Below are 12,806 nucleotides of genomic sequence, written 5' to 3'. Positions count from 1 at the left end.
TACGTTCACGCTAGGAATCCTCAACTGTATGGCCGCAAGCGCCTCTTACCCGCACTATCTTTCACGCTCACGTTCAATCCTCATCGCAGTAATTGCGCTGCTCTCGTTGCTGCTCACGGGAGTAGTTGTTGCTCCGGCGCAGGCAGCCCCCGGGCTGGTCTTGTCCGATGAGTTTGACCGTTCCGCAGTAAGCGGCTGGGGCGACCCCGCCTCGGGAGCGTACATCGCAAACTCGGCGGCCGTCTCGTCTGCCTCCGGCGGCGCCGCGGTGCTGCAACCAGCTGGCGCAGGACGCACGGCAAACATGGCCTGGAATGGCGCGTCTCTCAGTGACACTCAGGTTCGCACAGCATTTCGGATCCCCACGATCCCCACTGAGGGAAGCGGAGTGTACTTCAGCTCACTAGTGCGCGACACCGGTGACTCCTCGTATGCGGCGCGCGTTCGCGCGCTGACCAACGGTCAGGTCGAACTCGCGCTGACGCGTACCGAGGGGGCCCAAACGCGGGTACTGCAGGAGCGCACCGTCTCGCTCGACGTGCAGGCCGACGCCGTTCTCGAGGTCAAGGCCGTGGGCACCGGCGCGGTAGCGCTGCACGCTCGGGTGTGGAACCCTGCTGCTTCGGCCCCGGAGTGGCAGCTCGAGCTCACTGACCAGGTAACGCCCGCACTCAGCGGAGCGGGGAACGTTTCATGGTCGGCCTACAGTTCATCTGCCGCCCCGGCAACAACGGTCAATCTGCTCTCAGTGCGCGCTGGCGCACCGGATCAAGCAACCGAACCGACGCCCAACCCCGAGCCTAATCCTGACCCCGAGCCCGAGGCCAAGCCCTGGCCCGAGGCCGACAAAGCTAAACTGAGCGATGATTTTGCGCGCGAGGTCTCCGGTAGCTGGGGCACCTCGGACTCCGGTGCAACGTGGGAATCAACTCCGGCGGCGGTGCTGTCAGTGGGCACGAACGGTGCCTCCATCGCAAGCCCCGCCCCAGGTCGAACCAGTGTCGTGACGGCTGCGGGACTCTCGCTCGCTGATGCCCAACTGCGCTTTGAAGTGAAGGTTCCTGCTCTCCCGAAGGGCGGAAGCGGACTGTACCTGACGTCGGGGCTTCGCGCCACCGATGCCGGCGCTGTGGGCGCCCAGTTGCAGATTCAGCCGAACGGTGCGGTCGACCTCGCGCTTGTCGAAACCAGCGGCCTCACCACCTCAACGGTGCTGAAATCGGTCCGCCTCGACTCGGCCGTTCGCGCAGGTGACACCCTGCGTGTGCGCACCGCCGTGCGGGGAGACACTCAGACCTCGCTCGCGGCATCGGCCTGGTTGGCAACTGACGACGAGCCCGCCACCTGGAGTGTCACCGCCGCAAGCACCAGCGGTGCTGTGGCGGGTAGCGCCAGGCTGTCGCTGTACACCTCCAACGGAACAGAGGTCGCGCCGCTGATGATCGACGCGCTGCGAGTCAGCGGGACCGACAACCTGCCTGAGATCCCGACGGCGCCCGAGCCTGAGCCCAAGCCAGAGCCAGAGCCAGGTCCCGAGACTGGACTGCGGGGAAATCCCGGTGCTGCGGCACCAGGAACGCTCAGCTACCCGGTGCCTGCGGGCGCGGTCTTTGTTGCTCCTGCAGGAAACGACGTATTCGCGGGCAGCCAAGCGGCACCCTTGAAAACAATCACCGCTGCGCTGCGCAAGGTGCGCAATGGTGGCACCATCGTGCTTCGCGCGGGCTCTTACCACGAGGAGGTGCTGGTGCCGCCGCAGAAGCGCGTGACGGTTCAGCCGTATCCCAACGAAGCTGTGTGGCTCGACGGCGCAGCCCCGGTGGTCGGCTGGGTAGCCTCCGGTACAACCTGGGTGAAGTCGGGCTGGACCCTGGAACTGGATGACAGCCCCACCTTTGTGCGAGGCAAACCTGACAGCACGCAGCCTGGTTGGCAGTTTGTGAACCCCGAGTATCCAATGGCCGCCCACCCCGATCAGGTTTGGGTCGGAGGTGTGAAGCTGACCGAGGTTACTTCGCGCAGCAAGGTCACGAAGGGGACGTTCTTTGTGGATGACGCCCGGGATGAGATGGTTATTGGCAGCAACCCGACCGGGAAGCGTGTGGAAGCAAGCTCGCTCGTGCAGGCGCTTTCGGTTCGGTCAGACAACTCCGAGGTGCGTGGTATCGGTGTGAAGCGGTACGCGCCCAGTGTGCCTGACATGGGAGCGGTCATCGCCGCCGCGGCAAATGTCACGTTCACCGACGTGACAATCCAAGACAACGCGACGACAGGGTTCTACACATGGAGCCCCAACACGACGCTGCGTCGCGTTTCGATGATTGACAATGGATTGCTGGGCGGAGGCGCGGCTACAGCCGATGGCCTCAAGCTCGAGCGCGTGCTGTCCTCTGGTAACAATACGGAGCGGTTTAACCGTGCGCCCGTGTCAGGGGCGTTCAAGGTCGGACGTTCGCGCAACGTCTCTGTGGTCGACTCGGCCTTCGTGGACAACCTTGGTCAAGGCCCCTGGTTCGACGAATCGGTCTACAACATTCGGTTCACCGGAAATGATGTCATTGGAAATACGGGCAATGGCCTCGTCCTGGAACTGTCAGATACGGCCATCGTCGCAGACAACATTGTGGCCGACAATGCTCTCGCGGGCATCTATGTGATCAACACCGGCAACGTTCAGGTGTGGAACAACACGGCCGTCGGTAACAGTCGCAACATCAACATCACGCAGGACCGTCGTCGAGCGTCTGACCTGTCTGCTGCGGGCCACGACCCCAGGCAGCCAAAGCCCGACCTCACCATGCCGTGGATCACACGCAATACTGTCGTAGCGAACAACGTGGTCGGTTCTTCCTCTGGAAACTGCCTGATGTGCGTGGAGGACTTCTCGCGCGAGTTCACCGCCAATCGCATGGTGTCGTGGACGGATGGCAACCTGTACCAGCGTGCCAACGCCAATGCCCCGAAGTGGTTTGGCGTCTGGTCGACTGGAGCGGCTGGCAATCCGACCGTGACCAACACGCTGGACCTGTTCCGCTCCTCGACGGGGCAGGAGAAGCGCTCGCGCCTCGTTGAGGGTGGTGCGCTCACGACGAGCAACTATGCACTGCAAAGCGCGTATGTAAAGGATCAGGCGGCGGTGGCGCGCAGCGTGCCCGCCAATATTGCCTCGGCAACGCACCTGGCACAGGGCAGCAGCGTGCTTGGCGCGCAGTCACGCTAGCGTCAGGTAATGCCGGTCACAGCGCGACTGATTGAAGCGCGGTAGCTGGCGGGTGCGTGGCGGTTGAGAGCTTGAATGCGCTCGGCCGCCACGCGCTCGTGCAGACTCGACCAGTTGGTGCGCACCTGCCTGAGTGCAGCGACGAGTTCATACTCGTCATCGGGGGCGACGAGGTAGGCGGTCGAGTACCGGCCTACTGCTTCCCGCAGCCCCGAGAGGTCGCTTGCGACCACTGGGCGAAGCGCGAGCACCCCCTCGACAGCAGTATTGCCAAACGACTCGTCAAGGCGTGACGGGACGACAGCGACATCGGCTCCAGCGAGATGCGGCCAGATATTGGGCGCGAATCCTGCAAACGTGACAGAGGCGCCTTCAGGGAGCTCGGCCGCGAGGTCACGAAGCTCCTGTTCGTACCATTCATTGCCCGCAAACACCGATCCGACGAGTGTGATCTGCACAGGACTGTTGTTCAGCGCGAGGATGCGGGCAGCCTTGAGGACCAGATCCGGACCCTTGCGAGGGGAGAGCCGACCGACATAGCAGACGCGCAGTGCCCCGGTAATTGCCTCGCGCGGTGGCATCGGGTCGTCTGGGCTGGCGACCCCGTTAAGAATGACTTGAGCCCGATCCCGCAACGGGGGGAGGCTCTCGCCGAGCACATGTTTCGAATAGTCACTATTGACGATCACGGTATGAGCGGCCGCAAGCGGCAAATATGCGGCGGCATTGACCAATCGGTGCACGTAGCCCTCGGCCTCGTGCACGTGGGCGACGACGTGTGCCCGGTGCAATCTGGCTGCAACCGGCCAGTGGGGAAGCGTGATCGTGCTCACATAGACTGCGGATGGGTGTAGCTTTCTCAACAGCCTGTGAGCCGCCACGAAACCACGAATTCCGTCGCGCGCAAGTATGCCCCAACCAGAAGGGCGGAGGTGGGCCCGCCTGAGCACGAGCATGGGTAGCACGACGACGCGTGCTCCAATTGCGTGGAGTTCAGGCACCATCGGGCCGGTGGCTGGCAACGCGACTACGACGTTGTGGCCAGCGCTTCTGAGCCCGACTATGCTCTCGAGAAACATTCGATCAGAGCCAAAGAGGTCCCCACTCGAATGAACAGCCAGTACGGTCTGCGGAGTCACTCCGGCCACTCCTCGGAGGCCCTGCGTGCGTGGCGTGCAGTCTGGTGGATGGACTCACCGGAGGCGAGGCGATGTGCAAGATCCTCGTACTGCCTCGCGACCTTGTCCCAATTGAACTCAGCTGCGGCGCGGGCGCGAGCAGCCTGTGCCGTAGCCAGCACCACTTCTGGCGAAGCCTCTGCGTCAATGATGGACTTGGAGACACCATCGCTGTCGGAGAAGAACCAGCCTCCTCCTGCTGTTTCGCGGTTGAACCCGACATCAAACGCAATCACCGCAGTGCCAGCACCCATTGCACGCAGCAACGACGGGTTTGTACCACCAACGGAGTGCCCATGCAGGTAGGTGCGTGCATGGAAGTACAAGGCATCGAGGAGTTCCTGGTCATACACCCCACCCAACAGGCGGATTCGTGGGTCTCCCTGCGCGATGGCTTCAATCTGCTGTGTGTAGTGGGCGCTATACGGCGCCGACCCCACAACCACGAGCGGCAATTTGGCATTGCTCGCCGAGTAACCCGCCACGATCTCGATCACGTGATTCTCGGGTTCGAAACGGGCTACGACCAAGTGATACCCATTCGGCTCAAGCCCGATCTTGCGGATCCCATGATCGGGGGCCGCATCCAGGAGAGGGGCACCGTAACGGATCATCTCGGTAGCGACGCCGAACTGGTGACGATAGTAGTTGGCGATGCCGGGGGCATCTGAAATCAAGGCATCGGCACGACGAACACCTAACTGCTCGGCCCAGCGGTAATATGACCGACCGCGGGCCCCCCACTTGGATCTGCGCCACTCAAGCCCGTCCATGTGCAGTGCCGTCGGGATTCTGCGCGCGCGAAGCAGCGGCAAGAATGGAGCGTTTGCCGCATTGAAGACGAACGCGGCGTCGATCTTCTTTCGAGTGAACGCGTGCACGGTTGAGAGCCCGGTGTGACTCAGTGTCTCGATCTGCTTCACCGGCACGGCGGGAAGATGAATCAGCTCCATGCCGAGGAATTCGCGTTCCTTTTGCTCTGCACCGCGAGCGTAAACCAACACCCGGTGACCGTGCCGAACGAGACGCTGACCAATTTCTTCGATCGCGGTCTCGAACCCGCCGTAGGCTGCTGGTACGCCCCGCGTGCCAACCATCGCGATGGTGAGATCCTTGCCAGCATTCATGGGCCCAGTATCCGTTCCTATTGCTCGACTGCCGCGACAAAACCGGCGAGTAGGGACGAAAACTCGGTGATCTCCGTGCGTATGCGCCTGAGCGTACGTGTGTGTGCACGGCGCCGAAGCTGGTGGCCGTCAGAGATGTCGAGGGGATGAGGCTGCTCCAAGCCGCTGAGATATCGACGCTGGTTGCGTGGGCGGGGGAGAACGAGCATGCCTCGCTGAGAGTCGAGCATCTGCGCGTACTGGGCCACCGTGCCCGGTTGCTCTCGCTCCCCGGGGTAGTGCTGACCCGCAGATCGACCGAGGTAAACAGCCTCGGCAAGGGTGAAGACTCGCCATCGTACGTCGGGTGAGTGCTGCGCAATCGTAGCCCGTTCAGCACGAGACGCGACGATGACCAAGTCAGCCTGCAACTGGTCTCGATCGAGTTGAGTGGCGCGGTGGGTCGCGGCCTGGGCGTGGACGTCCTCTTCCTGAAGCAGGCTCAGTGAGAGGCTGCACGGGGGCGCACCCTCTCGTGCAGCGACCCCGGCGCTCGCCACATCCCAGTCTGTGGCTTCGGGTACTGCTTCGAGAAATGAGTACTGCATCAGTGGCGAACGGCAGACGTTGGCACTGCACACGAAGAGAACCGAACCCCTCATTGGATGCCTCCCTGCTTCGTTCCCCGGAGTCTCCTGAGCGTACCGCGGAACGTGCGCAACGCAATGCGCGGCTGTGCCAGGGAGAGCCAAGTGAGACCAAACCCGCGGTAGCGGGGCACCGATCGTCCGCCGAGGCGGGTGGCCCAGAGCCGCGCCGCAAGGAACTGGCGTCGAGAGGTTTGGAGGGGCTGTGCCCGGGCAAGCCGTTCGGGCTCGAGGGGGTGCAGCTCGATGACGCCGGCCTCCTGAGCGGCGAGCACAACCGCGCGGCCGCGCTCGGTGCGGGCAATGAGCGCGCTCCGGCCTTCCTGCTCGCCAAACGTTGGATAGCCGCGATCGTCGGAGTCCCAGGAGTCAGCGGCGGCGATGTCGGCTGCCTCTCCGATACCGTCGGGACAAATTTTGCAGCGCCACTGTGTCGTTGGGCCGAGTGCCTGCCCCCATGAGCTGTCGTAGTCGGTACTGACCTGACCGCCGTCAAACACCGCTGTGAAGCGGCCAGGCCACCCCCTCCCGCGGTACCAGAGGTCTGTGATCTCCTCGGGGGCCGGGCCTCCGAGGTCATGCACGAGACGCTCCGTCGCATGCTGACTCGGAGTGCCCGCGCAGAAAAAAGAAAGGAGAAGCGGCGTCTCTCCGATTCGCCCCCCGGAGAGCGCGCGAATGGCGCTGGCCTCACAAGGCTTGGCGGTGATGGCGTGGGTGGGATCGAGAGAGGCGATCGAGCCAACACCCACCGGAGCGTATCGAGAGCCAGCTGCGGCGAGAGCCTCTTCGCGAGAAACGATCCGCACCGGTACAGTTCTTACCGGTTGCTGCGGGTCTGCGGCCGCGGTGGCTACCTGCGTTATGGCGCCCGAAGTAAGGAGCCAGCTCTGAATCGCGGTGAGCACGCCACCGCTGCTGCCGCGATGCCGGATCTCTGGATTAACGGCCCACGCTTCCCAGATGCCAACGTAGGAACCCATTAGGGGATGCCTGGTGGTGCCCGCTGGGCGGTGCGCAACGACTTCGCGACCCGGGCAAACTCGCTTGAATGCGCGCACTGCACCAGCTCGTTCTGAGGGCGGGCTCACAGCAGCAGGGCGCAGGTATCCTGCTGAGTTGACGCGCATCGAGAGCCCCGTGTCGAGAAGCGTGCACGCTCCGCAACCAGAGCAGGCGTCAGCCTGCAGCACCTTCGCTACTAGCTCCTGGACGGTACTCACAGCGTTCCTTCCCCGTGCGACCCTGCCATCCCCGTGCTGCCACCCTACTGCCTGGTCCGGTCAATCTTGTAGCTTCCGGCGACCCTGAACCATAAGTTTTACGATTGAGCGCAGCGTTGCAGCGTCTCGGCGAAGCTGCGGCACCACGAACAAGAGCCCGATGGCCGCCGCCGCTGCCGCAAGCCCGCAGCCAAGTGAGAGCCAGGGTCCGCCCGCTGAAGCGACGGCTTCGGAGGCTGCCCAAGCTGCCAGCGCACCGGTTGCAGAGACAAGGAGGATTCGCGATGCGCCGGTATACAACGCTCGTACCGGAAGATCAGTGACGCGAGAAAGCCAGAAGATAGATAGCGGCCATGCGAGGGCCGGGGCGAGCGCGAAACCTGCAGCGATTCCCACCACCCCGAAGAAGGAGCCACCGACAATGCAGATCAGTCGAATCGCTGTGGACACGAGTGAGTACTGCAAGAGCTGTTTACTCAGCCCGCGAGATACGTACACCCAGTAACCCACAAACGAGAGCGTCGTGAGCGTGCCAGCGATCGCAAAGAACCTCAGCACTGGCGTCGCTTCTTCCCACTGCGCGCCGAGCATGATGGCGACCACGGGTTCGGCCAAGCCGCACACCAGCAAGAGCGGCACACCCAGGGAGTAGCCGAGCGCCAACTGCCCTGCAACTACAAAGGAATTGAACCGTTCACGGTCTTCCTGGGCGCGCGAGAACACCGGCAGCGCCACGTTGGTAATAGGTGACCGGATCTGGTTTAAGGGAGTCATCACGATTTGGTAGGCGCGATTGTAGAAACCAAGCGGGGCCGTGCCGAACTTGGCCGCGACCAGAATAGTGTCGACCTGAGCAGCGCCGTAGGTGATGAGGTTTGTGGCGACAAGATGCCATCCGAACCTGACGAGTTCACCTACCTTGTGCTGCCTCGAGTACATTCCTGGCCGCCATCGGCCGAACCAGACGAGCATGATCAAGAGAATCGCTGCAGTGGCGAGCTGTTGATAGACCAGCGCCCAGTAGCCCGCCCCGAGAACAGCCGCCCCCACAGCGATCACGAGGGCGACCGCGGCAGAAACGACGTCAGCTATGGCGAGCGCGGTGAAACCTAGCGCACGCATGAGCTGTGCGCGATATTGCGTGGCGAGACCGTTGAGTACAAACACGAGGGAAAGAGCTTGCACAATGACGAGGAGCTCATCTTGGCCACTCACCCAAGTGATGGGCCAGGCCGAGAGGAAAACGATGATCGCAAGGAACACCCCGAGCGAGGAGTTGATCCAGAACAAATTGTCACGCTGGCCGTTGCTGAGCACGGGGGCTTGGACGGCGGCAGAGGTGAGACCGAAATCGCGAAAAATCTCTCCGATGCCAACGATGACGAGCGCGATGGCGAGGAGGCCATAGTCGTGTGGTGTGAGCAGTCGAGCGAGGACCACAACTGACAGCAGCTGTAGCAAGATGCGCGCGAGTTGCGCGCCCATCGTGAAGACTGCACCGCGGGCAGCGGAATGCGCGAGGTCCTGAGCCGCCGACATGCCAGCCCTACACGAGCGATTCGATGGCTGGTCGCAATCTGTCGATGTGCGCGCGGCCGGTAGCTTGGGCGTGAAGTGCGCGCTCAGCTAGCCCCGGTGAGCGCACTGCCGCAAGCACTGCGCTGCTCGTGCTTGAAGCATCCCGGATCTCGACCACCTCGTCCCACCCCAACTCAGCAAGAAGAGGCCGAAACTTCCGAGAGTATGCCATAGCGATAGCCGGTGTTCCTGTTGACAGGGCGTTGAGACAGGCGTGCATGCGGGCGCCGATGACGACCTGTGCGGCAGCGAGTATGCTTCGTGCGTCGTCGAGGTCCGTGGGGGTACAAAGTTCGAACTCGCGGTCATACTCTGCGTGAATAGTTTCGACTGCGGCGATGTCGCTGTCTGGGTCGGCGGAAGCGATGACGTGCGGCAAGAGCGTGATAGACCTGCCGTCTGAACGCAACCCCTCGATCACAAGCCGAACAGAACGGCGGTACTCCTCATAGTCCACGTGGGGATTGGGCTGCCAGAGCAGCCCTGAGATGTTGAGCACCACGTCACGAGGTGCTGTGTGAGCCGGAGGGTCAATCGCGAACACCAGATCGGTGGTCAGCGCATCAACGGGGCGCCCGAGTGCGGCAGCAGCGTCTGCACTCTTCGGGTCGCGGGCGAACACGAGGCTCGACCGTTTGAGGTTTCTCGCGGCCAGTCGATTTGATGGCCAACGAGAGAAGGGGCCGATTGTTTGCGGCGCCATGACGCACTGCACTCCCGCCTGCGCTGCAAATTCATGGATGAGAGACATGGTGAGGTGCCGGTCAAACCCATAGATGTCAGCAAAGCTGTCGCCCGATCGTGTGTCCCAGTACACATCGAATGATGCGAGCCACTCCATCATCCCTGAGCTCGGTAAGAACCGATTTTTCAACAGGGTGCGTGGCGACCAGTCGATAGCGGCTGGTCGGGACCCATAGTTCATCATCTCAATCTCGGCGTGCGGGTAGGCGGACGTCAGCAGGTCGGTTGACCCGCGTCCTAGGGCGCGCACCCCCAGGTTGGGCGAAATATCATCGGCCCAAGCAATCAGCATTCTCATGAGCGTCGACCAGGCTTTCGTCTGGGGTGCACTGGAGAGCCCGTGGCTGCGGCGTGCGTTGATTTGCTGCCCTCCATGTAGTAGCCGTCAGTGCTTCGCCGCTGCCGCGCCTTGTTCAACACGACGCCAATGATTTGCCCACCAGCGGACTCGAACGAGGTCACTGCCTGCGCGAGTTGCGATCGCCTGGTGCGCCCCGCGTCGACGACGAGCAGCGCGCCATCGACGAGGGGGGAAGTGAGGCCCGCGTCTGCGACGCTCAAAATGGGTGGTGAATCTATGATGACGTAGTCATACTCTAGAGCGACGGCATCAATGAGGCGTCGCATCGCATCCGAAGTCAGCATCTCAGAAGGGTTGGGCGGGACCGTGCCTGCGGTCAGGATGTCGAGGGAAGTCCCGCGACGTTGGATCTTGGCCTGTTCGAACGTGGCATCACCCAGCAGCACTGACGTCAGCCCAACTGCACCCTCAACCCCGAAAATATCGGTGATCCTGGGCTTCCGAAAGTCGGCATCAATGAGCAGTACCCGACTCCGCAGCTCAGCCAGGGTGAGGGCGAAGTTTGCACTAAACGTTGACTTGCCTTCGCTCTCCGTAGTGGAAGTGATGAGGATTCGTTGCAGCCGGTCTGATACGCCGGCATAGGTGAGTGCCGAGCGCACCCGCCTGAACTCCTCCGACATGTGCCCCAGCGGATCATGTGCGACGACAAGGCCCACGCCCTGCTTGCCGTTGCGAACTCGGGAAATGGAACCAAGAACGGGAAGAGGCACCGCCGCCCGGAGCGCGGCGGCGTTCGGAATGCGCGTGTCGAGCAGACTATAGATGAGGGCGGCTGCGACGCCCAGAAGAAACCCGACAGCCGCGGCGAGTAGTGTGTCTCGAGACTTGTTGGGTGAAATTTGGTACTCGGGAACCACCGCGGTATCAACGAGGGTCGCCGCGATCGAAGGCGCACCCTCAGTGCCGGTCGGTGAGACTTCCTTGACCGTCTCAGCCAAGCTCTCTGCAATCGAGTTTGCGACGGCGGCAGCCCGTTCGGGAGACGTGGACGCGGCCTGAATGCTGAGGATCACTGTATTCGTTGGAGTGATCACCTCGACATTGCGCGCCAGCTCCTTTGGCGTCATATCGAGATGGAGCTCTTCAATTACCGGCTCAAGTACGCGTGATGAGGTCGCGAGCCGGGCAAAGGACTGCATCTGGTTTTGGGCATAGGCGGTGCCCTGGTTGAGATCCGATCCCGTGGACCCTTGGCTGATAGATATGAACAGCGTGGCCGTGGATTGGAACACCGGCGTCGTTAGGAGTGACATCGTCAAGCCTGCGATCCCACCGAGTGCTGCCGCAGCGGCGATGAGGTACCAGCGTTTTTTGAGCGCGACCCAGACAGATCCGAGCGTCCATGCTGATGTGTTTTCAGTCACATCGAACCTCCCCACACCCCGCCAGGCCTTTCGGGCGATAGTCGGCCCAGGATACCAGCGGAGGGCATGCTTGGCTCGGAGGTGAATGAAGTCGTCTTGTCTGGTGTGGTTTCCCTTGCGCGCCTGCGGTTGTCAAGCCCGAGCTCAATGGCCAACCCAACGGTGAACCAAAAGAATGCCGAGTACTGAGTGATGAAGGCGACAGCAAAGAGCCCGGGAAGTTGCCCGGTGAGCGCAATGTTCGCAACGTTTGCACCGCGCTTGAGGAACACCCGACCCACCGCGATGACCAATACCGTGATGAGTAGCAACGTAGGCACCCAGCCCACCCGCATCGCAACGACCATGAGCGCGTTGTCGATCGAACGGGAAAACGTGCCAAGATACTCGCCGTTGACGGTCAAGCCGGTAATGTCTGGCGCAGCGCCAAAGGGGCGAATGACGAGCCCCAACGAGAGCAAGTCGAGTCGGTAGTTTGCGCTGCCGTCAGCCTCCTGTCCAGCTTCCAAGAACACGCCGCTCACGAATGGCACGATGACGAAAGCAGCTGCCAGCGCTGCGGCACTGATCATCACTCGTGCCGCCCGAGTCAAACCAGGAAGGACGATGATCGAGAGGGCCACCGTAATTACAAAGGTGACGAGGCCGATTCGGCTCAACGTCAGCATGATCGCCGCGGCAATCCCCAACAGCACGATGAGTCGAATGGTGAGGCGCCACTTCGTTGCGAGCACAAACGCGGCGCACATGGACAAAGAAGCACCCAGGGCAATTGAATGGCCGAACGCACCCTCAACCCGTACCAGCCCGCCACGCGGTTGGAGCTCTGCCCACAGGTTGTAGAGGCCGGGATCTCCCCAGGCGATCATGACAAAGAAATTGGTCGCGGTGATGGACTCTAGGATTGCAAGCCCGGCCGCCACGATGGCGACCACTGAAATAGCGCGAATGAGGAAGTCGAGGCTCACGCGTGTCAATATGAGTCGCCCCCAGATATAGGGCAGGAGCCACTCGGACAAGGCGATGACAGCGCCAGAGAGTGTCGTGAGGTCCAGTGCGTACTGGGCGACGATGAGTAGGGCGAATGCGGCCATGAGGCCGTCAGCGGGGGAGAGCACGATCGATGTGCTGCACGTCATGATCATGGCTATCGTGATCGCAGTGATCGCCGACCAGAAGGGCCCCACGCTCACTCCGATCCACACGGGAACGAAGAAGAGCACGACCAGCCACAACGCAACCCCTACCCGGGGGGCGGCTCGCAGCACGAGCAATGCAACGATCGCTGCGGCGAGTCCCCCCAAGGCCATGAGCAAGGTAGTCACGTTTCCTATGCTTGCCGATGTCTAGTGCTTTGGAAAGGCTCGCGCTCTAGAAACTCG

General features: G+C 62.3%; 9 protein-coding genes. 1 reads left to right on the top strand and 8 read right to left on the bottom strand.

All coding sequences use genetic code 11. From position 1 onward, the window contains the following. The first annotated feature begins 28 nt into the window (after nucleotides 1-28). Nucleotides 29-3,220, top strand: a complete 3,192-nt coding sequence (locus C795_RS15200; protein WP_017792548.1) for a right-handed parallel beta-helix repeat-containing protein — start codon at nucleotides 29-31, stop codon at nucleotides 3,218-3,220. Nucleotides 3,221-3,222: 2 nt separating this feature from the next. Here C795_RS15200 and C795_RS0104400 read toward each other — a convergent pair whose 3' ends face one another. Genes C795_RS0104400 through C795_RS0104365 form a run of 8 tightly spaced genes read right to left on the bottom strand, consistent with a single transcriptional unit; the run spans nucleotide 3,223 to nucleotide 12,749 of the window. Beyond that, nucleotides 3,223-4,299: a glycosyltransferase family 4 protein gene (locus tag C795_RS0104400; protein WP_083879131.1), complete on the bottom strand. Its 1,077-nt coding sequence runs from the start codon at nucleotides 4,297-4,299 to the stop codon at nucleotides 3,223-3,225. 56 nt (nucleotides 4,300-4,355) lie between these two features. Further along, entirely contained in the window at nucleotides 4,356-5,525 is a 1,170-nt protein-coding gene (locus C795_RS0104395) for a DUF1972 domain-containing protein (RefSeq protein WP_017792546.1), read from the bottom strand. 17 nt (nucleotides 5,526-5,542) lie between these two features. Beyond that, the gene (locus C795_RS16500) at nucleotides 5,543-6,166 is read right to left on the bottom strand and encodes an arsenate reductase/protein-tyrosine-phosphatase family protein (RefSeq protein WP_017792545.1); all 624 of its coding nucleotides are present in this window, start codon (nucleotides 6,164-6,166) and stop codon (nucleotides 5,543-5,545) included. Then, entirely contained in the window at nucleotides 6,163-7,374 is a 1,212-nt protein-coding gene (locus tag C795_RS0104385; RefSeq protein WP_026139444.1) for a Coenzyme F420 hydrogenase/dehydrogenase, beta subunit C-terminal domain, read from the bottom strand. The genes C795_RS16500 and C795_RS0104385 overlap by 4 nt, the downstream gene beginning before the upstream one ends. Before the next feature lie 60 nt (nucleotides 7,375-7,434). After that, nucleotides 7,435-8,913 (bottom strand): lipopolysaccharide biosynthesis protein, encoded by a 1,479-nt coding sequence (locus tag C795_RS0104380; protein WP_017792543.1) that lies wholly within the window; start codon nucleotides 8,911-8,913, stop codon nucleotides 7,435-7,437. A 7-nt stretch (nucleotides 8,914-8,920) separates the two neighbouring features. Next, complete coding sequence (locus C795_RS0104375; RefSeq protein ID WP_017792542.1) at nucleotides 8,921-9,988, bottom strand: polysaccharide pyruvyl transferase family protein; 1,068 nt, start codon at nucleotides 9,986-9,988, stop codon at nucleotides 8,921-8,923. A gap of 2 nt (nucleotides 9,989-9,990) precedes the next feature. Next, nucleotides 9,991-11,424: a polysaccharide biosynthesis tyrosine autokinase gene (locus tag C795_RS0104370; RefSeq protein WP_017792541.1), complete on the bottom strand. Its 1,434-nt coding sequence runs from the start codon at nucleotides 11,422-11,424 to the stop codon at nucleotides 9,991-9,993. Next, the gene (locus C795_RS0104365; RefSeq protein ID WP_157486957.1) at nucleotides 11,421-12,749 is read right to left on the bottom strand and encodes a hypothetical protein; all 1,329 of its coding nucleotides are present in this window, start codon (nucleotides 12,747-12,749) and stop codon (nucleotides 11,421-11,423) included. Before C795_RS0104365 ends, C795_RS0104370 begins: the two co-directional genes overlap by 4 nt. Nucleotides 12,750-12,806: the final 57 nt, after the last annotated feature.

Source organism: Leucobacter salsicius M1-8 (assembly GCF_000350525.1).
GTDB lineage: Bacteria > Actinomycetota > Actinomycetes > Actinomycetales > Microbacteriaceae > Leucobacter > Leucobacter salsicius.
This window is presented reverse-complemented; position numbering and strand designations above follow the sequence as displayed.

Bases quoted from the DNA above. Each gene is read 5' to 3' on its own strand.
- C795_RS0104375 (WP_017792542.1), bottom strand. From the start codon at position 9,988: ATGCTGATTGCTTGGGCCGATGATATTTCGCCCAACCTGGGGGTGCGC.
- C795_RS0104400 (WP_083879131.1), bottom strand. From the start codon at position 4,299: ATGTTTCTCGAGAGCATAGTCGGGCTCAGAAGCGCTGGCCACAACGTC.
- C795_RS0104395 (WP_017792546.1), bottom strand. From the start codon at position 5,525: ATGAATGCTGGCAAGGATCTCACCATCGCGATGGTTGGCACGCGGGGC.
- C795_RS0104380 (WP_017792543.1), bottom strand. From the start codon at position 8,913: ATGTCGGCGGCTCAGGACCTCGCGCATTCCGCTGCCCGCGGTGCAGTC.
- C795_RS16500 (WP_017792545.1), bottom strand. From the start codon at position 6,166: ATGAGGGGTTCGGTTCTCTTCGTGTGCAGTGCCAACGTCTGCCGTTCG.
- C795_RS15200 (WP_017792548.1), top strand. From the start codon at position 29: ATGGCCGCAAGCGCCTCTTACCCGCACTATCTTTCACGCTCACGTTCA.